The sequence below is a fragment of the Octadecabacter ascidiaceicola genome (assembly GCF_900185015.1).
Lineage (GTDB): Bacteria > Pseudomonadota > Alphaproteobacteria > Rhodobacterales > Rhodobacteraceae > Octadecabacter > Octadecabacter ascidiaceicola.
Genome location: NZ_FXYD01000001.1, coordinates 733,975 through 757,548, shown reverse-complemented (window position 1 = coordinate 757,548; position 23,574 = coordinate 733,975). Strand labels below are relative to the sequence as shown.

The 23,574-nt window shown below is 55.8% G+C and carries 24 protein-coding genes; 12 read left to right on the top strand and 12 right to left on the bottom strand.

The window, feature by feature from the left end; genetic code table 11:
• The first annotated feature begins 3 nt into the window (after positions 1-3).
• From nuoL to OCA8868_RS03715, 6 genes are read left to right on the top strand one after another with little or no spacing between them, the layout of a single operon-like run.
• Positions 4-2,193: an NADH-quinone oxidoreductase subunit L gene (nuoL, locus tag OCA8868_RS03740; RefSeq protein WP_093995168.1), complete on the top strand. Its 2,190-nt coding sequence runs from the start codon at positions 4-6 to the stop codon at positions 2,191-2,193.
• Positions 2,193-3,737 (top strand): NADH-quinone oxidoreductase subunit M, encoded by a 1,545-nt coding sequence (locus OCA8868_RS03735; protein ID WP_093995167.1) that lies wholly within the window; start codon positions 2,193-2,195, stop codon positions 3,735-3,737. Before nuoL ends, OCA8868_RS03735 begins: the two co-directional genes overlap by 1 nt.
• A gap of 12 nt (positions 3,738-3,749) precedes the next feature.
• Entirely contained in the window at positions 3,750-5,189 is a 1,440-nt protein-coding gene (nuoN, locus tag OCA8868_RS03730) for an NADH-quinone oxidoreductase subunit NuoN (RefSeq protein ID WP_093995166.1), read from the top strand.
• On the top strand, positions 5,179-5,937 hold the full coding sequence (locus OCA8868_RS03725; protein ID WP_093995165.1) for a biotin--[acetyl-CoA-carboxylase] ligase: 759 nt from the start codon (positions 5,179-5,181) through the stop codon (positions 5,935-5,937). Before nuoN ends, OCA8868_RS03725 begins: the two co-directional genes overlap by 11 nt.
• A gap of 22 nt (positions 5,938-5,959) precedes the next feature.
• Positions 5,960-6,736, top strand: a complete 777-nt coding sequence (locus OCA8868_RS03720) for a type III pantothenate kinase (protein ID WP_093995164.1) — start codon at positions 5,960-5,962, stop codon at positions 6,734-6,736.
• A gap of 1 nt (position 6,737) precedes the next feature.
• Entirely contained in the window at positions 6,738-8,405 is a 1,668-nt protein-coding gene (locus OCA8868_RS03715) for a ribonuclease J (RefSeq protein ID WP_093995163.1), read from the top strand.
• Positions 8,406-8,420: 15 nt separating this feature from the next.
• On the opposite strand, the gene OCA8868_RS03710 is transcribed toward OCA8868_RS03715, so the two are convergent.
• From OCA8868_RS03710 to OCA8868_RS03685, 6 genes are all read right to left on the bottom strand, one after another.
• Positions 8,421-8,648 carry a DUF2798 domain-containing protein gene (locus OCA8868_RS03710; RefSeq protein WP_093995162.1) on the bottom strand — a complete coding sequence of 76 codons (228 nt, stop codon included), beginning with the start codon at positions 8,646-8,648 and terminating at the stop codon, positions 8,421-8,423.
• Between the two features lie 101 nt (positions 8,649-8,749).
• Positions 8,750-10,255 (bottom strand): DEAD/DEAH box helicase, encoded by a 1,506-nt coding sequence (locus tag OCA8868_RS03705; RefSeq protein ID WP_093995161.1) that lies wholly within the window; start codon positions 10,253-10,255, stop codon positions 8,750-8,752.
• Between the two features lie 128 nt (positions 10,256-10,383).
• Positions 10,384-10,941, bottom strand: a complete 558-nt coding sequence (locus OCA8868_RS03700; protein WP_245848016.1) for a hypothetical protein — start codon at positions 10,939-10,941, stop codon at positions 10,384-10,386.
• 35 nt (positions 10,942-10,976) lie between these two features.
• Positions 10,977-11,417, bottom strand: coding sequence for a hypothetical protein (locus OCA8868_RS03695; RefSeq protein WP_093995159.1), 441 nt, complete (start codon positions 11,415-11,417; stop codon positions 10,977-10,979).
• A gap of 101 nt (positions 11,418-11,518) precedes the next feature.
• On the bottom strand, positions 11,519-13,126 hold the full coding sequence (locus OCA8868_RS03690) for a peptide chain release factor 3 (RefSeq protein ID WP_093995158.1): 1,608 nt from the start codon (positions 13,124-13,126) through the stop codon (positions 11,519-11,521).
• A gap of 59 nt (positions 13,127-13,185) precedes the next feature.
• Entirely contained in the window at positions 13,186-14,169 is a 984-nt protein-coding gene (locus tag OCA8868_RS03685; protein WP_093995157.1) for a Hint domain-containing protein, read from the bottom strand.
• 140 nt (positions 14,170-14,309) lie between these two features.
• Here OCA8868_RS03685 and OCA8868_RS03680 point away from each other — a divergent pair, with 140 nt between their 5' ends.
• Entirely contained in the window at positions 14,310-15,089 is a 780-nt protein-coding gene (locus OCA8868_RS03680; protein WP_093995156.1) for an SDR family oxidoreductase, read from the top strand.
• Between the two features lie 113 nt (positions 15,090-15,202).
• A complete protein-coding gene (locus OCA8868_RS03675; RefSeq protein ID WP_093995521.1) occupies positions 15,203-16,246 on the top strand; it encodes an ABC transporter ATP-binding protein in 1,044 nt (347 codons plus the stop codon).
• Here OCA8868_RS03675 and OCA8868_RS03670 read toward each other — a convergent pair.
• The gene (locus tag OCA8868_RS03670) at positions 16,193-16,879 is read right to left on the bottom strand and encodes a helix-turn-helix transcriptional regulator (protein ID WP_093995155.1); all 687 of its coding nucleotides are present in this window, start codon (positions 16,877-16,879) and stop codon (positions 16,193-16,195) included. The two genes, OCA8868_RS03675 and OCA8868_RS03670, sit on opposite strands and share 54 nt — an antisense overlap.
• A gap of 196 nt (positions 16,880-17,075) precedes the next feature.
• Between OCA8868_RS03670 and OCA8868_RS03665 the strand changes: the two genes are divergently transcribed.
• From OCA8868_RS03665 to OCA8868_RS03650, 4 genes are read left to right on the top strand one after another with little or no spacing between them, the layout of a single operon-like run.
• Positions 17,076-17,288 carry a twin-arginine translocase TatA/TatE family subunit gene (locus tag OCA8868_RS03665; protein ID WP_093995154.1) on the top strand — a complete coding sequence of 71 codons (213 nt, stop codon included), beginning with the start codon at positions 17,076-17,078 and terminating at the stop codon, positions 17,286-17,288.
• 36 nt (positions 17,289-17,324) lie between these two features.
• Positions 17,325-17,906 carry a Sec-independent protein translocase protein TatB gene (gene tatB, locus OCA8868_RS03660; RefSeq protein ID WP_093995153.1) on the top strand — a complete coding sequence of 194 codons (582 nt, stop codon included), beginning with the start codon at positions 17,325-17,327 and terminating at the stop codon, positions 17,904-17,906.
• Positions 17,903-18,835, top strand: a complete 933-nt coding sequence (tatC, locus tag OCA8868_RS03655; RefSeq protein ID WP_093995152.1) for a twin-arginine translocase subunit TatC — start codon at positions 17,903-17,905, stop codon at positions 18,833-18,835. The genes tatB and tatC overlap by 4 nt, the downstream gene beginning before the upstream one ends.
• The gene (locus OCA8868_RS03650) at positions 18,832-19,671 is read left to right on the top strand and encodes an ATP-binding protein (RefSeq protein ID WP_093995151.1); all 840 of its coding nucleotides are present in this window, start codon (positions 18,832-18,834) and stop codon (positions 19,669-19,671) included. Before tatC ends, OCA8868_RS03650 begins: the two co-directional genes overlap by 4 nt.
• 50 nt (positions 19,672-19,721) lie before the next feature.
• Here OCA8868_RS03650 and OCA8868_RS03645 read toward each other — a convergent pair whose 3' ends face one another.
• From OCA8868_RS03645 to OCA8868_RS03625, 5 genes are all read right to left on the bottom strand, one after another.
• Complete coding sequence (locus tag OCA8868_RS03645) at positions 19,722-20,936, bottom strand: peptidoglycan DD-metalloendopeptidase family protein (protein ID WP_093995150.1); 1,215 nt, start codon at positions 20,934-20,936, stop codon at positions 19,722-19,724.
• 60 nt (positions 20,937-20,996) lie between these two features.
• The gene (locus OCA8868_RS03640) at positions 20,997-21,638 is read right to left on the bottom strand and encodes a protein-L-isoaspartate(D-aspartate) O-methyltransferase (RefSeq protein ID WP_093995520.1); all 642 of its coding nucleotides are present in this window, start codon (positions 21,636-21,638) and stop codon (positions 20,997-20,999) included.
• 5 nt (positions 21,639-21,643) lie between these two features.
• On the bottom strand, positions 21,644-22,429 hold the full coding sequence (surE, locus tag OCA8868_RS03635; protein WP_093995149.1) for a 5'/3'-nucleotidase SurE: 786 nt from the start codon (positions 22,427-22,429) through the stop codon (positions 21,644-21,646).
• Positions 22,430-22,531: 102 nt separating this feature from the next.
• Positions 22,532-23,170: an SDR family NAD(P)-dependent oxidoreductase gene (locus OCA8868_RS03630; protein ID WP_093995148.1), complete on the bottom strand. Its 639-nt coding sequence runs from the start codon at positions 23,168-23,170 to the stop codon at positions 22,532-22,534.
• A gap of 48 nt (positions 23,171-23,218) precedes the next feature.
• Entirely contained in the window at positions 23,219-23,479 is a 261-nt protein-coding gene (locus OCA8868_RS03625; RefSeq protein WP_093995147.1) for a hypothetical protein, read from the bottom strand.
• Between the last annotated feature and the right edge of the window lie 95 nt (positions 23,480-23,574).

Genomic DNA, 23,574 nt, shown 5'->3' with positions numbered 1-23,574 from the left:
CTAATGGAACAGATAATCCTATTCGCCCCATTGGTCGGCGCCATCATTGGCGGCTTTGGCTGGAAAATTATCGGCGAGGCCGCGGCGCAGTGGTTGACCACGGGCTTGTTGTTCCTCGCGGCGTTCCTGTCTTGGGTCATCTTGTTGACGTTTGATCCAAGCGCACATGACAACGGCTATTACACGATTGATATCATGCGCTGGATCCAGTCCGGCACATTGGACACCTCATGGGGGATCCGGATTGACCGTCTGACAGCGATTATGTTGGTCGTGATCAACACAGTGTCCGCGCTGGTTCACCTGTATTCCTTTGGCTACATGGCGCACGACGAACAGTTCCCGGATACGCCTTATAAAGCGCGTTTCTTTGCCTACCTGAGCTTCTTTACCTTTGCGATGTTGATGCTGGTGACAGCGGGCAACCTTGTGCAGATGTTCTTTGGCTGGGAAGGCGTGGGCGTCGCGTCTTATCTGTTGATCGGCTTCTACTATAAGAAACCATCCGCAAATGCCGCTGCGATTAAAGCATTTGTTGTCAACCGCGTAGGCGACTTTGGCTTTGCGCTTGGTATTTTTGCGATCTTCTATGCGACGGGGTCCATCAACTTTGATGTGATCTTTGCAGAGGCACCGAAGATTGCTGAAACCACGCTGCACTTCTTGTGGCGCGATTGGAACGCGGCTGAGGTTATTGCCCTGCTGCTGTTCATCGGCGCGATGGGTAAATCGGCGCAGTTGATCCTGCACACATGGCTGCCAGACGCGATGGAAGGCCCGACACCTGTGTCCGCGTTGATCCACGCCGCGACCATGGTTACCGCTGGTGTTTTCCTCGTTTGCCGCATGTCCCCGATTATGGAATTCGCGCCATCTGCGACATCTTTCATCGTGTTCCTTGGCGCAACAACGGCATTCTTCGCCGCGACCGTTGGTCTGGTTCAGAACGACATCAAGCGCGTCATTGCATATTCCACCTGTTCGCAGCTGGGTTACATGTTCGTGGCCGCTGGTCTTGGTGTTTACTCGGTCGCGATGTTCCACCTGTTCACGCACGCGTTCTTTAAGGCGATGTTGTTCCTTGGGGCCGGTTCAGTGATCCACGGGATGCACCACGAGCAAGACATGCGGAATTACGGTGGTTTGCGTCACAAACTGCCATGGACATTCCGCGCCATGATGATCGGCACATTGGCGATTACGGGCTTTGGTATTCCACTGCTTTACGTTGGCTTCCCAGTTGGTTTCGCGGGCTTCGTGTCCAAGGATGCGATCATCGAAAGCGCCTATGCGGGCACGGCTGGTGGTTATGCGTTCTGGATGCTGGTTATCGCGGCGCTGTTCACATCCTTCTACAGCTGGCGCCTGATTTTCCTGACGTTCTACGGCAAGCCACGTGGCGACAAGCACACGCATGAACATGCCCATGAATCACCCAACGTGATGTTGGCCCCGCTGGCAGTTCTGGCCGTTGGCGCGATCTTTGCGGGTATGGTTTTCTACAAGCCGTTCTTCGGAAATGCGAAATACGTGGGCCAGTACTTTGGCGTCGCCTATGCGGAACAAGGCCACGGCGACGATCACGCGATGGATGGCCATACGGACGAAACGCACGCTGACGAAGATCATGCTGCAACGGTCGACGAACATCACGGCGATGAAGACGCCCATGCAGAAGACGATCACGCTGCCGAAGCTGACAGTCACGGCGAAACCCACTACGCATTCGACGGTGAACCAGGGCAGGGCGCGATCTATGTGGCGCACGACAATACCACCTTGGACGATGCGCACCTCGTTCCGGTTTGGGTGAAACTGTCACCGTTCTTTGCGATGATCCTTGGGTTTGCGACGGCTTGGTTGTTCTACATCCGCAGCCCGCATCTGCCGCGCAAATTGGCAGAGCAGCAGGCGCCGCTGTACAACTTCCTTCTCAACAAATGGTACTTTGATGAGCTTTACGATGCGATCTTCGTCAAGCCTGCCATGTGGCTCGGCAAGTTTCTGTGGAAGCGCGGCGATGGCAATGTCATCGACGGCAGCCTGAATGGCATCGCACTGGGTATCATTCCAAAGCTGACCCGCCTCGCTGGGCGCGCGCAGTCCGGTTACGTCTTCACCTACGCCTTTGCGATGGTGATCGGGATCGTGGTGATCCTGACCTACTTTACCATCACGGGGAGCTATGAATAATGGATAACCTTCTTTCCATCACCACATTCATCCCCGCAATCGCGGCGGCAATTCTGGCACTGTTCCTGCGTGGCGATGATGAAGCTGCACAGCGTAATGCCAAGTGGGTGGCTATGGCCGCCACAGCGATGACGTTCCTTGTGTCACTGTTCATCCTGTTCGGGTTTGACGCGCAGAATACTGACTTCCAGTTCGTTGAAGAACGCACTTGGATCATGGGCTTCACCTACAAGATGGGTATCGACGGGATTTCGATCCTGTTTGTTATGCTCACCACGTTCTTGATGCCAATCGTGATCGCGTCGTGTTGGAGCGTGAACACCCGCGTCAAAGAATACATGATCGCATTCTTGTTGCTGGAAACGCTGATGCTCGGTGTGTTCATGGCACTTGATCTGGTGCTGTTCTACTTGTTCTTCGAGGCTGGCCTGATCCCAATGTTCCTGATCATCGGCATCTGGGGCGGCGCGAACCGCATTTATGCGAGCTTCAAGTTCTTCCTTTATACGTTCCTCGGCTCTGTGCTGATGCTGGTTGCGATGGTCGGCATGTATTCGGCGGCGGGCACGACGGACATTCCATCCCTGATGGGCTTCCCGTTCGGCACTGACACGTTCTCAATCCTTGGCATTCAGATCATTGGCGGCATGCAAACATTGCTGTGGCTGGCGTTCTTCGCCTCCTTCGCGGTGAAAATGCCGATGTGGCCTGTCCACACATGGCTCCCAGATGCGCACGTTCAGGCGCCAACAGCGGGTTCCGTTGTACTGGCCGCAATCCTGTTGAAGATGGGTGGCTACGGCTTCTTGCGGTTCTCATTGCCGATGTTCCCTGTTGGCTCCGAAGTCATGGGGACGATGGTCCTGTGGATGTCCGCAATCGCGATTGTTTACACATCACTGGTCGCGTTGGTTCAAGAAGACATGAAAAAGCTGATCGCCTATTCATCGGTTGCCCACATGGGGTTCGTGACGATGGGTATCTTTACGTTCAACCAACAGGGCCTTGATGGCGCGATCTTCCAGATGCTGTCACACGGCTTTATTTCTGGTGCGTTGTTCTTGTGTGTTGGTGTGATCTACGACCGCATGCACACACGTGAAATCGATGCCTATGGTGGTCTTGTGAACCGCATGCCGGCCTATGCGCTGATTTTCATGTTCTTCACGATGGCAAACGTTGGTCTTCCGGGTACGTCTGGTTTCGTTGGTGAATTCCTAACGTTGATGGCGGTCTTCCAAGTGAACACTTGGGTTGCGGCTGTTGCGACAACCGGCGTGATCTTCTCGGCCGCTTATGCGCTGTGGCTCTACCGCCGCGTTGTTATGGGTGACCTGATCAAAGAAAGCCTGAAATCCATTACGGACATGACTGCGCGTGAGCGTTGGATATTCGCGCCGCTCGTCATCATGACCCTTCTGCTGGGGGTCTACCCCAGCCTCGTCACCGATATTATCGGGCCATCGGTCGCCGCACTGGTTGACCAAGTTGAAACTGCTCAGGCGGCCTTCACGCCGTCCGCTGCATCTGTGGCCTCGCATTAAGGAACTGAATTGATGTTGTCCCAAGACCTGAACACCATCCTGCCCGAAATCATCCTGTCGCTGTTTGCGATGGGGGCCATGTTGGGCGCGGTCTACACGGTGAAAGACAAGGCAGCGACGCTGCTGGTCTGGATCACGTCCGGCCTGTTTGTCGCATTGGCATTCTGGATTGGCACGACGGGCGAGGGGACAACGACAGCCTTCAGTGGCATGTTCGTTGATGACGCATTCAGCCGTTTTGCCAAGGTCACGATCCTTCTGGCCGCTGCTGCTGTGTTGATCATGAGCCAGGAATACATGGCGAAACGCGACTTGCTGCGTTTTGAGTACCCTATCCTCGTGGCGTTGTCCGTTGTCGGTATGATGATGATGGTCTCGGCTGGCGATTTGATGTCCCTTTATATGGGCCTCGAACTGCAATCGCTGGCGCTATACGTTGTCGCATCCCTGCGCCGTGACTCTGTGAAATCCACAGAAGCTGGCTTGAAGTACTTCGTGCTTGGCGCGTTGTCCTCCGGTTTGCTGCTTTACGGTGCGTCCCTGACATACGGTTTCGCTGGAACGACTTCGTTCTCCGGCATCATCGAGGCCACGTCTGACGGCGTATCCCTCGGCTTGCTGTTTGGCCTTGTGTTCATGTCCGCAGGTTTCGCGTTCAAAGTCTCCGCTGCGCCGTTCCACATGTGGACGCCGGATGTTTACGAAGGCTCGCCAACACCGGTCACCGCGTTCTTTGCAACGGCTCCTAAGGTCGCTGCGATGGGATTGTTCGCCCGCGTTATGCATGACGCATTCGGTAATTCTGTTAGCGACTGGCAGCAGATCGTTGCCTTCCTTTCCGTGGTTTCCATGTTCCTCGGCGCAATCGCCGCGATTGGCCAAACAGACATCAAACGCCTGATGGCCTATTCATCCATCGCCCACATGGGCTTTGCGCTGATGGGCCTTGCGTCTGGCACGGCGTTTGGTGTGCAGGCGATGCTGGTTTACCTCGCGATCTATGTGGCGATGAACATTGGTACCTTTGCGTTTATTCTGTCGATGCAAAAGGACGGTGTTCCTGTCACCAGCATCGCGTCTCTGAACATGTACTCAAAGCGTGAGCCGCTGAAGGCGCTCGCGATGTTGATCCTGCTGTTCTCGCTGGCTGGCGTGCCGCCAATGCTGGGCTTCTTTGGTAAATTCTACGTGCTGCAAGCGGCCTACGAAGCCGGTCTTGCGTGGTTGGCTGTCGCTGGTGTTGTCGCATCCGTTATCGGCGCGTTCTACTACCTGCGCATCGTGTTCTTCATGTACTTCGGGTCCGAGCAGGACGAGCAACTGGATACCGGTAGTTCACCCGTTCTTTGGGGCTTCTTGGTGGCTTCAGCCGCTGTAATGGTTATCGGTGTGATCAACCTCTTCGGGGTTGAGCCATTGGCCGAAGCTGCGTCGCTCGCACTTGTCAATTAAGTGTCCTGAATGGCCAACGGGCGTTGGCCATCAAGCGCTTAACGAGGTTTCCTCGACGCTTGATATTGCGCGCCAGAACGCTGGGCAGTTCCCAAACGCAACGTGGATTACAGCCACGCGCCAATCCGCGTCCCGTGGGCGCCGAGGCCGTGCATGGGTTGCCCCAGAGGGCAACTTCTATGGTACCCTTTCGGTTCCCTGCACGGATCCGGAAACGGCGTCATTGCGCAGCTTTGTTGCAGCTCTCGCACTATATGATGCGCTTCACGGGGTGATGGGCGAAGGGCCAACGTTGGCTTTGAAATGGCCCAATGATGTATTGCTGAATAGTGGAAAAGTTGCAGGTATCCTCCTTGAAAGCCTGACCGTGCAGGGCCAGATATGGGGGGTAGCGGTTGGCATTGGGGTCAACCTGATCGCGGCACCAAGCACTGCACAAGTCGAAGACGGTGCCGTTTATCCGGTTTCCGTGAAGGGTGAGGCTGGCGAGGACGTCACCCCTGATGTCTTCCTAAAGCACCTCGCGCCCGCTTTCTCGCATTGGGATACCCAGCTCACATCGTTCGGTTTTAACGCGATCCGTACCGCGTGGCTGAATCGTGCCGCACGCTTGGGCGAGACAATTACAGCACGCCTCCCCAATGAAGACGTAACGGGACGCTTTGAAACTGTGGACGAAAACGGTTATCTGGTGCTCAACACGCCCAAGGGAACGCGCCAAATCGCGGCGGGGGATGTCTTTTTCTAAAAGGCTAGACTAAGGAACGACCATGCTTTTGTGCATTGATACAGGAAACACGAATACGGTCTTCGCCCTTTGGGACGGAGAGGAATTCCTGTGCACGTTCCGTACCTCAACCGAGTGGCAGCGAACTGCGGACCAGTATTTTGTTTGGTGGTCCACACTGTTGGCGCATCACAAGATTGAGGCCCAGATTGACGAAGTGATAATCTCATCCACGGTGCCGCGTGTTGTGTTCAATCTGCGGGTTATGGCGGATCGATATTTCGACACGCGCCCCTATGTGGTTGGCAAGCCCGATTGCTTGCTGCCCGTGCCCGCGCGCGTGGACGAGGGCACAGCAATTGGCCCTGACCGCTTGGTTAACACGGCCGGTGCGTTCGATCGTCACGGCGGCGATTTGATCGTTGTGGATTTTGGCACTGCGACCACATTTGATGTGGTGGCTGAAGACGGTGCCTATGTGGGGGGCGTGATTGCGCCCGGTGTGAACCTCAGCCTTGAGGCGCTGCACCAAGCGGCCGCAGCGCTGCCCCATGTCGATATTACCAAACCGCAGTCTGTCATCGGAACCAACACCGTGGACTGCATGCAATCAGGCGTTTTCTGGGGCTATGTCGGCCTCGTGAATGGCATTTGCGAAAGAATTAAGGGTGAGTACGACCGCCCCATGACTGTCGTAGGAACTGGAGGGCTAGCACCACTGTTTTCAAGTGGTTACGCCCTCTTTGATACAATCGAAGATGACCTGACGATGCACGGATTGACCGTGATCCACAGGTTCAACAAGGACAACAATACCTAAAATGACTAAATCCAGATTGATGTATCTCCCCCTCGGTGGCGCGGGCGAGATCGGTATGAATTGCTATGTCTACGGCTATGGCCCTGCGGACGCAGAACGCCTGATCGTCGTGGACCTCGGTGTGACGTTCCCCGACATGGACGGCACACCGGGCGTGGATCTGATCCTGCCTGATGTTAGCTGGCTGGAAGAACGTAAGAACCAGATTGAGGCTATTTTCATCACCCACGGTCACGAGGACCACGTGGGCGCCGTTGGCCATCTATATGAACGTCTTGGCGCGCCGATTTACGCACGTGCGTTCACCGCAAACCTCGCGCGGCGCAAAATGACCGAGCATGGCTATTCCGAGAAGTCGGTGAAGACCGTGGGCAAGTGGCCTGAAACCGTTAAGGCCGGCCCGTTTGAGGTTGGCTTCGTGCCGATTTCACATTCCATTCCCGAAAGCTCGGGCCTTGTGATCGACAGCAAGGGTGGACGTATCGTCCACACCGGCGATTTCAAAATCGATGTGAACCCCGGCATCGGTGAACCCTTCGATCACGACCTTTGGGAATCCCTTGGCAAAGACGGTGTTAAGGCGCTGGTGATCGATTCCACCAACGTGTTTTCCCGCGAAGAGGGGCGTTCGGAATCCACTGTTGGCCCAGAGATCGAAAAATTCCTGAAAGACGCCACAGGCATGGTCGCGGCGACAACGTTTGCATCAAACGTCAGCCGCGTGCGCTCAATCGCGCAGGCCGCGGATCGTGCTGGACGCTCTGTGTGTTTGCTGGGCCGTTCCATGCGCCGCATGGTGGAGGCAGCAACGGAAGTCGGCATTCTGGACGATTTCCCAACCGTGATTTCCCCCGAGGACGTCGGCAGCCTGCCGCGTGAAAACGTGTTGTTGCTGGTCACCGGATCGCAGGGTGAACGCCGTGCGGCCTCCGCGCAGCTGGCAAACGGTAAATACATGGGCTTGACGATGAAAGAGGGCGACACCTTCCTGTTCTCATCCAAAACCATTCCCGGAAACGAGAAGGGCGTCATCCATATTATGAACCAATTCAGTGAGTTGGGCGTGGATGTAATGGATGACAGTGGTGGGTTGTATCACGTATCCGGCCACGCGAACCGTCCTGATCTGGACGTTATGCGCGACTTGATCAAGCCACAAACCTTGATCCCGATGCACGGCGAACACCGCCATCTGCGTGAACACGTCAAAATCGCTGACGCCGCTGGCGTTCAAGGGGTTTTGGCTGTGAACGGCATGATGATTGATCTGTCTGGCAACAAACCAAAGGTGGTCGAACACATCGAAACTGGCCGCATGTATCTGGATGGATCCGTGAAGGTTGGCCAGTTTGACGGCGTGATCCGCGACCGTATTCGCATGGCATTGAACGGCCATGTGCTGGTGACGCTAATTATCGATGAAAACGGCGACCCGCTGGGTGATCCGTGGTGCGAAGTGTCCGGCCTGTCCGAAATGGGGCGCAACAACGCGCCTCTGGTCGATGTGTTGGAAGAAGATTTGAGCCAGTTCTTGGGCCGTGCCGAAGATAAAACCATCGCCGACGATGTGCGGTTGGAAAAAGAGCTGCGCACCGTGACCCGCAAAAGCGCGCAAGCCGAGATCGGCAAAAAGCCCGAAGTTACAATCGTGATTTCGCGGCTGGCCTAAACGCAATGGCGCGCCCTAGTCTGGGCGCGTCAGTTTTGCCACGATCCGGCGGGTGAGTGGGCCAACAACCAAAACAACGGGAAACGCCACAGCCCAACCTGTCATCCACGATCCGAACCACTGTGAAACGAATGGGGCGCCGGATTCCAATGCGCGAAACGTTGCGATTGCGGAAATGATGCCCGACATCAGGAAAGACAAAATAAATCCAAAAAGGATCGGCGCAAAGCGTGCTGGTATCATGTGCGTACTCCTAAACTGTTCGGTTCAGTGATGCCGCAGAAAACCTGAGATGTGAATGGGGGGCGCACCCACTAGAGTGCGACAAAACCCCTCGTTTTTGGTTAGCTTCCTTGGCGCTCGACGAAGCTTTTGGCGATGAAGTCAGGGGCATCATCCCCCATCCCAACAATCTGCGGACCGCGATCATTGTTATCGCGCTTGCCACGGTTGCGACCGCCGCGTGAACGTTTGGGCTTGTCCGATGGTTCCTGACGCGTGTTTTCAGCCTTAGGTGCGTCGGCTTTCTCAGCCTCAGCATTTGGCGCGTCTTGCTTCGGCGCATCCTCGATCTTCGGCGTTTCAACAGCCGTTTCCTCAGTTTTTGCAGCGTCGCTTTTGCGGCCACGACCACCACGGGTACGCGTCCGCTTGGGCTTTTCTTCACTTGGTGCTTCGTCCGATTTTGGTTCTGCTTTCGGGGCAGGGGCACCAGGCATTTCGACCCTAGGAATCGTCATTTCGACAAGGCGTTCGATGTCATCGAAGTTCTTCTCGTCGCGCGGCACGCAGATCATGATTGCGGTGCCTTTTTTGCCCGCACGACCCGTGCGACCAATCCGGTGAACGTAGTCTTCTGCGTGGCTTGGAACGTCGTAGTTGAACACGTGCGACACGTTCGGAATGTCGAGGCCACGAGCGGCAACATCAGACGCCACAAGGAAGCGCAACGTACCGTCGCGGAACCCCGCGAGGGTTTTCATGCGGTGCGATTGGTCGAGATCGCCATGAATAGGGGAGGCATCGAGCCCCGCTTTGGTCATGGATTTTGCAACGGCATCTACGTCGATCTTGCGGTTACAAAAGATGATCCCGTTGCGGCATTCATCGCCTTCGCTTTTGATCAAGTCACGCAACAGACGGTGTTTGTCGGCGGCGTTTTTGGCACCACCTTTGAACATGACAACACCCTGTTTGATGTTTTCTGATGTTGTCGCGGCGCGGGCCACTTCGATTTTCGCAGGGTTGGAGAGGAACGTATTGGTAATACGTTCAATTTCTGGTGCCATCGTCGCAGAAAAGAACAAAGTCTGGCGGGTAAACGGCGTGAGGCCGAAAATGCGTTCAATATCGGGGATAAAGCCCATGTCGAGCATCCGGTCCGCTTCGTCGATGACCATGATTTTCACGTCAGACAGGATCAGCTTGCCGCGTTCAAAATGGTCAAGCAGACGACCAGGGGTCGCGATCAGAACATCAACACCACGGTCGATTAGCGCGTCTTGCTCTTTGAACGACACACCACCAATCAAAAGGGCCTTGGTCAGTTTTGTATGCTTGGCATAGGCATCGAAGTTTTCAGCAACCTGTGCGGCTAATTCGCGCGTTGGCGCCAGTACGAGCGAGCGCGGCATACGCGCCCGTGCGCGGCCACGCTTGAGCATGGAAATCATCGGCAGCGTGAAGCTGGCGGTTTTGCCGGTGCCTGTTTGGGCGATGCCAAGGACATCGCGTCCCTCAAGGGCAGGGGGAATCGCACCAGCTTGAATGGGGGTCGGCGTTTCGTAGCCGGTTTCTTCGACGGCCTTGAGGACCTTCTTGTCGAGGTTTAAGTCACTGAATTTGGTCAATTTAATCCTTTCGCGGAGTTTGCAGCTGTAAGCCGCAATCGTCACGCGGCTGGGTTGGCCGTATTGCCTACCCTTTGGGTGGCAAACACCTACGTCCGAGGGGCGATAACGTCAAGTAAACAAAGGGGTTAGCCCGCAGAGGGGTGCAAATGGGGGGCATATCCGCCACGTAAAACCGTAATCATAGGGGGTGAAGTTAACACTGTGACGCGGCCCGTTGGCCGTGGTTGTGGCGCGCCGTAGCCTGTGGGGGTGTAAGGGAAAACTGCATCCTGGCGAAGCAGATAGTTTTCGTCGGTTTTGATGAACGTCCCATCCGGTAGGCCATCTGCGTCGTCTTCGTGGGTTTGAAGGCGACGGGCCCCGTGAACCGCGCGTGCCTTGTGCAGCACAGCGTCCATTTGCGGGGCTTTCAGGTTTTCACCCCAAGCTTCTGTAAAGGCGTTGTAATTGGCGCGTCTGCAATAGGCGCAAGGACGGTGCCCTGCCGCCATTGCGACCGCCTCATCAAGGAAAAATAGTTCCGTCCAGTTGCGCCCGCTCATCACGTTGCGATGTCTGTCTTGCCAATCCAGGGTGCAGCAAATCCATGCGCGGTGCTTCCACAGTGCAGGCCCCATCACCTTATCAGAGGTATGTAATATCCCGCGATTGCCCGTGAACAGCCCGCGCGACGGGACATCCAAGATTTGGCCATCCGGCTGGACGCGATTGCGGAGGGTCAGAGTGCGCGCGCGTTGTTAAGGAGTGTGGTCTGCCACGTTTCTGGATCGGTGACTGCTTCCAATGCGCCACGAAGGGTAACGCGCTTGCCTTCTTCATATGCAATTGGGGCCGCCATAGAGACCTGCAACGACGTGCCATGCTCAGGTGATCCGCAGAACGGGCAGAACCCCATATCTGAAATGAGGATAAATTCCGAAATCTCGACGCCTTCATTCAGCGGGACGAGGTAGCCGCTGATATCGAACTGCTCAACTCCGTTTTCGATGGCAGATGGGAACACTTTGCGCACTTCGTAGGACGTGTCCGTGATGATTTCTTCGACTTCGATCTGAGAAAGAAGGTCCCACTGCGCGGCATTGTCATCCGCCCACACAAACGTCGCCCCCGCTGTCAGGGGGGCGGTTAATGCAAGTATCGAAACCGTAGATTTTGTCATTTAAGAACCCCGTCTCTGTTGGTCAGGATTCTAAGGCGCTTCTTCCGCACGTTCCAGAAAAAGCTTTTGCTATCGGCGGGTTGTTGCGGATCTGACTCAGGCTAGGCCATCATTTCCTTCGTCGCGGTCAGGGCAACATTGGGGTAGTCGCGGGCGACGCGGTCGATGTCCCATTGCAAGCGGGTGAGGTAAACCGTGTCGCCATCGCTGTCCGTGCCAATGTGCTGTTTGTTGGCGGCGGCGAATTTATCGACTGCTTCCTTTTCACCGGAAACCCAGCGTGCGGATGTGAACTGGGATTGTTCAAACCGCACGGGCAGTCCGTATTCCATTTCAATCCGGCTCGCCAAAACTTCGAACTGCAGCTGACCCACGACGCCAACGATGTAGCCGGACCCGAACGAAGGTTTGAACACTTTTGCAGCGCCTTCTTCGGCGAATTGCATCAACGCCTTTTCAAGGTGCTTGGATTTCAACGGATCGCCCGCGCGCACGCCTTGCAGCAATTCAGGTGCGAAGGACGGGATGCCCTTAACCTGCAACGCTTCGCCTTCGGTCAGTGTATCACCGATGCGCAATTGGCCGTGGTTTGGAATGCCGATGATATCGCCAGCCCATGCTTCTTCGGCCAGTTCACGGTCGGATGCGAGGAACAAGACGGGGTTTGAAATCGTCATTTGCTTCTTGCTGCGCACGTGGGTCAGTTTTTGGCCGCGCGTGAAGTGACCGGATGCCATACGCACGAACGCCACGCGGTCGCGGTGCTTTGGATCCATGTTGGCTTGAACTTTGAACACGAAGCCTGCGACCTTCTTTTCTTCAGGCATGATGGTGCGGGGTTCTGCGGTTTGTGGCTGTGGCTCGGGGCCAAAGTTGGCGATGCCTTCCATCAACTCGCGCACGCCAAAGCTGTTCACGGCAGAGCCAAACCAAATCGGGGTCATGGTTCCTTCAAGAACCGCTTTGGGGTCCAGTGCAGGCAACAGTTCCTTTGCCATCTCAATCTCTTCGCGGAACTGCGCGAGGAGGGGGGCGGAAACATGTTCTTCCCATTTCGGGTCATCCAACCCATTGATTTCAATACTTTCGGCAACTGTGTTCCGATCCGCGCGATCCATAATATCAAGGCGGTCGCGCAGGATGTCGTAACAGCCGATGAAATCACGACCCACACCGATTGGCCAGCTGGCCGGCGTCACATCAATCGCAAGGTTTTCTTGAATTTCATCTATGATTTCAAACGTATCGCGGCTTTCGCGGTCCATCTTGTTACAAAACGTCAGGATCGGCAGATCGCGCAGGCGGCAGACTTCAAACAGTTTTTGCGTTTGGGATTCCACGCCCTTCGCGCCGTCAATCACCATGACGGCAGCATCCACAGCCGTCAGCGTGCGGTATGTATCCTCTGAAAAGTCGGAGTGACCTGGCGTATCCACAAGGTTGTAGCGGAAGTGTTTATAGTCAAACGACATCGCAGAGGCCGAAACGGAAATACCGCGGTCTTTTTCCATCTGCATAAAGTCGGATCGCGTTCGGCGCGCTTCGCCTTTGGCACGCACTTGCCCCGCCATCTGGATCGCCCCGCCAAACAACAGGAATTTTTCCGTAAGGGTCGTCTTACCGGCATCGGGGTGCGAAATGATCGCGAAGGTCCGGCGGCGGGAAATTTCAGCGGGAAGGCTTGGTCGGTTTTCTGGGCGATTTGTCATGTGTCGCGCTATATCGGGACACCTCGGCAAGAGCAATCATGACTAATCGCTTCAAGCAACTAGCTTGAAGATGCCTTTTTCAAAAGCGACACAATGTCAGGCCGGTTCGCGAGGCTTTCGGTGACTTCAAAGTCCCGATGCGGGGCATCCATGTGATCAGCCGCGCCCGCCTCTGCGGGGAGGGCGGCACGTGTGCGCGCATCTACAAGCAGCGTTTCAGCGGCGATGCCTTCAGCGTAGATGATCTGGTGGTCGTCAAACAGGATTTGGTAAAACTCGTAAAAGCCGCCGTCCTTTTGATAAACCGTGTCGTCGTTGATGAGGTGGCGAACTTTGACCAATACTTCTGAACGGCCAGCGCCAAGGTGGTCTTCGCGTTGATAGATGAACAGCCGATGATCCGGGCTGAGCACCAAGTCGCGGGTGTTGAACAACGCGCCTTCTGAAATAACAACAGGCGCATAATCCCCGACGGCGCGGAGTGTGGTTTCGCCGATCCAACGGATTTCTTGTGGGCCCGCGTCGCGGGTCAGAGCACGGTCGCCAATCTTTAGGTCTTCTATCGGAACCTGCTCACCGGAGGCGAGGGTAATGTGAGTGCCTTTGGCAAATCGCACACAGGCAACATCACCAAACTTGGCCGCCGCAGTTTCACGATCCGCTCCAACGAGGCGGTAATCGTATTCGGCTTTGAGCGTAGCTAACGGCATCAAGTAGATTTCAGCCGCCTCGTCGCTTTCGACTTCGACCAAAATCAACGCTTCGTATGTGGTGCTGTCTGGCGCCATGAGAGTGATAACACTGTCGAGATATAGCAAATTCCCCGGTGTGCCGATTTCGGTATCGCGGGCGATGACAAATGCGGAACCGTCACCTTTTTCGTAGGTGAGGGCCTTGCGCGGGGTATCAGTGGTAAGCTGGTAAACGTCATCAAGGACAAGCTCATCCATGAACGCAATGCCTTCGCCCTCTGCGACGCCATCTGTCACAACGAATAAGTCAGACGAGAAGACGGCGATGGTGTTGCGGGCAGTATCAGACATTCAGGGTACTCTAACTCAAAACAGGGATGGTCATTGTGAAGAAACCTACTTTAGAAATAGGGCGAAAAATCGTCAACGATCGGCCCGAGGATGGGCGATTTCTGACGTTAGGGTAATGAACGCAAACGGGAGACATCGCAATGGACTTGGGCATCAAAGGCAAGCGGGCATTGGTTTGTGCGTCATCGAAGGGATTGGGGCGCGGTTGCGCAGAGGCGTTGGCGGCGGAAGGCGTTGATCTGATTATGAACGCACGCGGGGCTGAGGCGCTTGACGCGACAGCGGCAAAGATTCGCGAAACCTACGGTGTTGATGTGGTGACAGTGGCCGCTGACGTGACGACGCTTGAGGGCCAGAAGGCTGTGATTGATGCGGCGCAAGGTATTGATATTCTGGTGACAAATGCGGGTGGCCCGCCTCCGGGGATGTGGTCAGATTGGGACCGTGATGATTTCATCGCAGCGCTTAATGCCAACATGCTGACCCCGATTGCGCTGATCAAGGCGCTGATTCCAGCCATGATAGAAAAGGGCTGGGGACGGGTTGTGAATATAACGTCGCAGTCAGTGAAATCCCCCATTCCGGTACTGGGCCTATCCAACGCGGCGCGGGCTGGTCTTACCGGATATGTTGGCGGCACATCGCGCCAAGTGGCGGGCGCAGGTGTTACGATCAATAATCTGCTTCCCGGTATTCACGCCACGGATCGCGCGGTATCCCTTGATAAGGGTGTCAGCGACGCGCAGGGTATTTCGGCAGAGCAAGCCAAAACCGACCGCGAAGCGACCATTCCAGCGGGGCGTTATGGCACACGTGAAGAATTTGGAGCTGCTTGTGCATTCCTGTGTTCCCAGCATGCTGGATTTATTGTTGGCCAGAACTTGTTGTTGGACGGCGGGGCTGTAAACGCGACGCTCTGACACTTGCCCTGAGCTAGGTGCGTTGCTATCTGCCTTCTATTCCCGATTTATTCGGTAAGGATTAAGGGCCTCAATTGGTGACGGAAACTCCCCGCCTCGAAATTCGCAACCTGATGCGCAGCTTTGGTGGGCGGCGTGTTGTTGATGACGTGTCACTGTCGGTGATGCCGGGGCAAGTGACGTGCCTGCTTGGGCCGTCTGGCTGTGGGAAATCCACGACGCTTCGCATGATCGCAGGGATCGAGACGCAGGAGTCTGGGTCCATCTGGGTTGATGGCGAAATGATCTGTGACAGCAACCAACGCGTTCCACCAGAGGGGCGCGGCATTGGGCTGATGTTTCAGGACTTTGCTTTGTTTCCGCACCTGTCCGTCGCGGGAAATGTTGCCTATGGGCTAAAGGGTCGCGCGTCCAGCAACCGCGAACGTGTCGAAGAACTCCTTTCAAAGGTCGGCATGTTGGCCCACATCGACAACTACCCGCATGAACTTTCAGGTGGTGAACAGCAGCGTGTTGCGCTTGCCCGCGCTCTTGCGCCGCGCCCGCGCATTATGCTGATGGATGAACCCTTTAGCGGGCTTGATGACCGCCTGCGTGACGACATCCGCGATGAAACACTGGATGTCTTGAAGGCCGAAGGTACCGCCGTTTTGCTGGTCACCCACGAACCCGGAGAAGCCATGCGTATGGCTGATGAAATTGCCTTGATGCGCAAAGGCAAGATCGTCCAAAGGGGCGCGCCATATAACATTTACAACACGCCGGTTGATAAGGATGCCGCTGGTTTCTTTAGTGATATCAATAGCGTGTCTGCTGAAGTTAATGGCGCTTTGGCGCAAACGGACTTTGGCCAATTCCTTGTGCCAGGTGTGGCTGACGGCACGGTTGTCGATATTGTCGTTCGCCCCCAACACATAAAGATCGACTTTGATCGTCACGGTAAGGGCCCCAATCCAACCATCGCGGAAGGCACACCTGCACGCGGCAGGGTTAAGCGCGCACGCTTTATGGGGTTTGAAAGCCTCGTGGAATTCACGTTGGACGATGGCAATGAAATGAAGGCGATCATTCCGTCCGTGTTTTTGCCCAAGAAGGGCACGGTTTTATGGTTGATGATCCGGCGCGACCGTTGTTTCATCTTTCCGCGCTCTGCCTGATTGGTAATCTTCCAGCCGCTTTCCATCCTCTTCAACAAACAAACTCGGCAAGATGCGTAGCGACGCGATCTGGTCGATGCGCAGTTCGTCAAATTTGCGCGTTGTGTCGCACCAAACGATGCAGGTCCAAAGGCGGCCCCAATAGTCCAACTGCAACGGACGCACCGTGCGGTCCCGCCCTCCCATGTTGATCAACAATTTTTGCCGTGCTCGAATGGCGCTGCGGATTTTTGGCAAGTGCTGAAAGCCCCGTGCTGCATCTGCGAACGGGTAAACAGCCAAAGACTTTGGCGCATTCAGTTCGGGCAACACCCCATCCAGTTTTGACGCAAGGCTTGACGCGGCGGCGGCGAGGTCTGGATCTTGCGCCTCACGCATCGCGGCAAGTCCAACGTGCAACGCTTCGAGTTCAGCCATGGAAAGGTTCAACGGAGGCAGTGTGATCGCCGCCGTGACGCGGTAACCGGTGCCGCGCTCACCCACGATAGGGACACCGGATTTCGCCAGCGTTTCCATATCACGGTAGATCGTGCGCAGGGATACTTTCATCGCCTCGGCCAAGTCACTCGCACGGTGCAGGTGACCATCGCGGAGGTGTCGAATCAAGTTCATCAATCTGTCAGCACGCCGCATGTGGTAGGCTCCTTTAGTGGCAGCTTATGACAAAAAACTGTCAACTGCCAGAAAACTGTCACTATACTAACCAAGCCCTTGTGAATTAGGGGGCAAAATTGCACTTTTCCCCTTCCAAATCTTTCTGTGGGTCACTACTTCTGTTTTCTGCAAAGCCAATGCGGGCAAAATCGCCTGCCACTCTTGGAGAGAAAACATGCTTAATAATATCGGCCTTCCTGGTCTTCTTTTGATCGCAGTTGTTGTGCTGGTCCTGTTTGGACGCGGCAAAATTTCGTCCCTGATGGGCGAAGTTGGCAAAGGCATTACAGCATTCAAAAAGGGCGTTGATGATGGCGGCAAAGAGCTGGAAGAAACACTCGCTGAAGAAGCAAAAGACGTGACACCGTCCGACGAAGACAAAGTTTAAGTCACCTGTGACAACGCACAGAGCGGGGGGCGTTAAATGCCTAATCTAAGCTGGATGGAGATGTTGGTTGTCGGGATTGTGGCGTTGATCGTCATTGGCCCCAAGGACCTTCCAAACCTGTTTCGACAGGTCGGTCAGTTCGTTGGTAAGGCGAAAGGCATGGCGCGGGAATTTTCCAGCGCGATGAATGCCGCCGCTGACGAATCCGGCATGAAGGACATCAACAAAACCATCAAAGCCGCTGCGAACCCGCAAAAATTCGGCGTCGACAAGATCCGCGAGGCCTCTCAGGGGGCCGTTAAGTCTACCGTGAAGGGTGGCGGTGAAACGGAAGCGTTGAAATCTAAGCTTTCTGAGGAACGCGCCGCTAACGCCGAGAAGATCAACAAAGCGATGGCAAAGGCCGCAGAAGACCGCATGGCGTCTGAAAAGGCGCAAGCAGCGGCTGAGGCGGCATCTGTCGCGAAAACTGAGGCTGCTAAGGCGGCCCCAAAAAAGCCAGCCGATAAAAAACCAGCAGCAAAGAAAAAGCCTGTTGCGAAAAAGGCAGCTGCAAAAAAGCCAGCCGCCAAGAAAACCACGCCGAAGGCTAAGACGCCGAGCAAGGACGCGAAATGAGCGATACCGACACAAACAAAGACGGCATTGAAGACAGCGCAGCGCCGCTGATCGAACATTTGGCCGAGCTGCGCACGCGGCTGATCCGTGCAGTTCTGGCGTTTATCGTCGGCATCGTGGTTGCCTTTGTGGTCGCGGAACCGATCCTGCAGTTCCTGCTTGAACCGATTGAAGAGACCCTGCGCGAGTTGGGCGATCCAAACCCGACAATGCAGTACACCTCGCCGCAAGAATATCTGTTCACATTGTTCCGGATTTCGATGGTGTTTGGCTTTGCCTTGGCGTTCCCCGTAATCGGGTACCAACTGTGGCGCTTTGTAGCGCCGGGGCTTTACTCCAAAGAAAAGGGAGCGTTTTTACCGTTCCTGATCGCCTCGCCGGTTATGTTCCTGCTCGGTGCATCCTTTGCGCACTTCGTTGTCACACCGCTGGCTATGGCATTCTTCCTTGGCTTTGCGGATGTGCCGTCCTTGATCGCCGATTTAATGCGCTCGGTTACTGGGGATTTGCCTGAAAACGTTCCAGAAACTGCTCCTGTAGCTGAAGGCATTCGCATCACCTTCTTTGGTAAGGTAAACGAGAGCCTCGATATCACGCTGAAATTCATCATGGCCTTTGGCATGTGTTTCCAATTGCCCGTGTTGCTGACGCTTATGGGCAAGGCTGGCTTGGTCAGCTCAGAGGGCCTGCGGAATGTGCGCAAATACGCCGTTGTTGGGATACTTTTGCTGGCCGCACTTGTAACGCCGCCAGATATCATCACGCAGATGATTTTGTTTGTAGTCGTCTACGGTCTTTACGAAGTTTCGATTTTCTTGGTCACACGGGTTGAAAAAACACGTGAAGCGAAATTACGGGCCGAAGGTCTTTGGTTCGAGGACGAAGAAGAAGGCGAAGACATCGATGAAGACGATGAGGCCAACACGTGAACGATGAAGCCTTAGGACGCATTGCAGAAGCGCTGGAGCGATTGGCCCCAGCGCCGGCTGCCGCCCCGGATTTCACTGCTTCGGCCTATGTTTGGCACGCTGACCCAGACAGTCTACAGCCCGTTGAAACCGTGAACCGCGTTGATCTCTCCTTGCTTGTTGGCATCAACCGATCTCGCGACACGCTGCACGCCAACACCGTACAATTTGCCAAAGGTTTACCCGCCAACAACGCGCTTCTTTGGGGTGCGCGGGGTATGGGAAAGTCTTCGCTTGTCAAAGCGATACATGGCGATGTTCAGGCGATGCAGAAGGACCTGAAGATCGTCGAAGTACAACGTGAAGACCTGCCAAGCATTGGTCGATGTCTTGCCTTGCTACGTGGCCGCCCTGAGCGGTTTATCATGTTCTGCGACGACCTCAGCTTTGGCCATGACGACGCCCATTACAAATCGCTGAAAGCGGTTTTGGATGGCGGGATCGAAGGGCGCCCCGAAAACGTCGTGCTTTATGCCACGTCCAATCGCCGCCACCTGATGCCCCGCGATATGATTGAAAACGAACGTTCAACCGCAATCAGCCCGTCTGAGGCTGTTGAGGAAAAGGTATCGCTATCAGATCGCTTCGGGCTGTGGCTTGGTTTCCACCCCTGTGATCAAGACGAATACCTCACGATGATCCGCGGCTATTGCGATGCCCATAGTGTGAAGATTGACGATGAAACTTTGCGTGCGGAAGCCATTGAGTGGCAAGCGACGCGCGGGAGCAGGTCCGGTCGCGTCGCTTGGCAGTATTTCGTTGACCTAGCTGGTCGTAAAGGCGTGTCGCTCGGGTAGCGATTTCTTAAGAGGAAATCAGTCGATATCTTTTAAAGATTTCGTCCCCGTTACGGCAGGTAGTCTGCTGGATCGACGCTTTCCAACCCATCACGTACTTCAAAGTGTAGGAAGCTTGGTGAACCTTCCGCGACAGAGGCCATGCCCCGCCCCTGAGTAACGGTATCGTCCTTGGACACGGTCAGATTGCTGACATTCACGTAGACCGTCAGGATGTTTCCTGTGTGGCGCACAACGATAATCTGCGCGCCGTTGGTGTTCTGGGTGATCGCAGCAACTGTTCCCGCAGCAGCGGCTTTAACGGTTGTGCCGGCGGGCACCCCGATGTCGATGCCTTCATTGCGGCCCGCATTGTACTCACGGATGATCGATCCGTTTACCGGCAGGATGAAGGGTGCGCTCGTGGCTGGGGACGGGGTCGTCACTTCACCGATATCCGGCGCTGGAGGGGCTTCCGGTGCGGTTTCGGGCGTTTGGGGCGTCACATCAACGGGTGGAAGAGGCACAACCGCGCTTGGCGGGGTGGGTGTTTCCGAACCTGCACCGGGGGCTTCGACCACGGGCGCGGCGGCGGCGGGGCTCGGTGGCGTCGCGCCTGCGACGGGGATCAGCAACTGCTGGCCTTCGCGCACGGTCAGTTCGCTTCCCAATCCGTTCCATTCCGCCAAAGCGGCGACGGGCACATCGTATAGACGCGCAATCTGGAAGGCTGTTTCGCCACGCGCGACGCGGTGCAGGCCTGGCTCGCGGCCCGTTTGTGGGGCTGGCGTTATGGCGGCAGGTGTCGTCGTTTGCTCACCTGCGCGGTCAATCGCGTCAGAGGCCAGCGTGGTGACGTTCACTTCTGGCGGCTGGATTGGCCCCGTTGTGATCGCGCCTGTCGCTGGCGATGGCTCAGCAACGCGGGCAGGGAGGGCGACAATTTCATCGCGGCGTAATGGGACATCAGCGTCGACGCCGTTGAAGGCGGCGAGTTCGTTTGCATCAAGGTTCAAACGGCCAGCGATCTGGCGCACCGTTTCACCACGCTCAGCCACAACCACTTGATAATTTGGGTAGGAAATAACGCCGCGATCATCAGGACGTGGGCGCGCGGCTAAATTGCGGGCCGCTTCGGTCGTATCAAAGCCGCCGCCCAAGTTGCGCAAGTCCCAGTCAAAATCTTGACTGCGGATGTTGCCGTCTTCATCGCATGCAGCGAGCGCCAGTAGCGCGACCGATACGAACATTACACGCCGTGAATTTGGAAAACGCGGGTTGCCCATGTCTTGCTCCTCAAATGTGTCAGGTCTTTTGCCCAACTTTTGCAGCCTTATAACGCCGTTTTAGTCTTTTCCCAAGCCCTCAAGCAGGGGAACGAAGCGCACTGGGCGTAATTCCTCGTATTCAAAGCCTGTTTCGGATCGTGTGACGCGGATAAGCGTCTGAACGGAGTCCGATTGTCCAACTGGTAAAACCATAATGCCACCCACCTTAAGCTGCGCCAAAAGCGGGCCCGGCGGGTCCTCGGCGGCGGCGGTGACAAGGATGCGATCAAACGGGGCTTGGTCTGGCAACCCGTGTGAACCGTCCGCGGTGAACGCGGTTAGGTTTGTGATATCAAGGGTTTGGAACACTGCTCGTGCTTCATTCATCAGCGTTTTGTGACGATCAACCGTATAGACCCGCCGCGCAAGGTGGCTGAGGATGACGGCCTGATAGCCCGATCCTGTCCCCACTTCGAGAACCTTGTCGCGTGGGTTCACCTGCAAGGCCTGCGTCATCAACCCGACCACAGACGGCTGGCTGATGGTTTGGCCGCAAGCAATCGGCAGCGGCATGTCTTCATAGGCGCGATCGGCGAAATGGCCCGTTACGAACATTGCACGATCGGTTTTTTCCATTGCCGTCAAGACGCGTGCATCCGTTACACCCTTGGAACGCAGGGCGAATAGAAACTGCATTTGGTGTTCTGCACGGGTGGTCATTGCGTTCATTTCAATCGCTCCGTCAGGTCAGAAAGCATGTCATGCGCAGTTAGGTCGGCCCGCATCGGCGTGACTGACGTGTAACCATCAAGGTTGGCAGTGACGTCAGTACCCGCACCTGTGGGTTCATCCTGTGGTCCACCTGTGACCCAAAGAAAGCGGCGGCCATTTGGGGCGACATCCGGTTTCATGCCAAAGCGTGTGTTTTCGCGAAACCCTTGGGACGCCACGCGCATTCCTTTGATGTCCGCTGCTGCTACAGGCGGGAAATTGACGTTGTAAAAGACTTTATAGGCGTCTGTGGTCCAGATGCCCTTGTCGAGAATAGCACGCACAGTTGCCGCGCCATGTTTTGCAGCCGCCTCAAACGGATCATCAAGATCGCGGTTTTCTGGGCCAAAAAACTGGCTCAGTGCGATGCCCTTCACGCCCTGAATGGCAGCTTCAATAATCGCACCGATGGTGCCGGAATAAAGCGTGTTATCAGCCGCGTTGTTCCCGCGGTTTACACCGGACAGAACCAAATCAGGTTTTGCGTCTTTCATCACGTCATAGAGTGCAGCAAGCACGCAATCGGCAGGGGACCCTTCGGCGGCGTAGCGACGGTCCGACAGTTTGGCGATCATCGTGGGGGCTGCGTAGCTGATGCAATGGCCGACGCCGGATTGTTCAAACGCTGGCGCGACAGTCCAAACTTCGCCCTCTGGGCCGGCGACCTCATGTGCAATGGCTGCAAGTGTCGCAAGGCCCGGGGCGTTGATACCGTCATCGTTTGTAATGAGAATACGCATGAATTGCCCCTTTTTATGTCTTGTTATGACAGGGGGCAGAGTCCGGCAATGGCCCAACGTGAGAAGGAGGCAAGCGCCCCGCAAGGCGTTGCATCAAAGACTCTAGGAGAGGATTTCGGGCAAAAGGCGCGCGGCCTCGGATTTTGGGTCCGCCAATGGGTCACGGTCTTCACCTGGGAAGAAACGTGCGCGGGTCGCTGTTGGCATCGGATTTGGGGATAAAATTTGAACCCGTGGGCCTGTTTTGGCCGTTTCGACTTCCCATGATCGCGCCAGTGCGATTTGCGCTGCTTTCGTTGCGCCGTAGCTGCCGTAAAAGGCCTCACCGCCGCGTGCATCTTCAAAGAACACAGCCTTGCCGTTTTCTCCCAGCAAGGGGGCGACATAGGAAATCATCCGCGACGTCGATGTAACGTTGATGTCCGTGGATTTGTTGAAATCTTTAGGATTGATGTGGCTTGCAGGGGTCAATGGTGCCGCGTGAATGGCCGCGTGGGCCCACAAATCAAGGCTGCCCCAGCGATCATAGATCGAGCGGCACAGCTGCTGCATCGCCGCGTCCACGGTGATGTCCATCGGCGCGAGTGTCGTATCGCCACCCTTGGCTTTGATCCGGTCATCAAGGTCTTCTAGCGCACCAGTCGTGCGTGCAACTGCAATGATGTGGTGAGTAGGGGCAAGGGCTTCAGCCAATGCCGCGCCAAGACCGCGCGATGCGCCTGTGATAAGAGCTGTTTTCATGGCGTCTCATTAGGCGTGAAGGCGGGGCTTGGCAATCCCGCAGCGCGTTTAGGCGGGCAAAGTCAGGCGGCGAATGGTCGCGTCCTCATCGCGCAGCAGCACGTAGGTATCCGTGATCGCGATGACTTCGCCAAGTGGGGTCACATCTGCGACGGATGCGGTGACGATTGTCCCGTCGGGGCTGCGCAGCAAGGCACGCGGGCCGTCGCCGCCGCCAAACAATCCCAGAAGTTGGGGTTTGGACAAATCAATGGCGTCGACATGTGTCGCGCTAAGTGCGGTTTCAGGACTGGTTGTTTCGGTCGACATGTTTCTGGCCTTTATTAACAGGAGGCGCAGGTAATGCTGCATTGCAGCAATGTCGAGCTTGGCGGCTTTACGTCGGCGTAAACTAGCCGATGAGC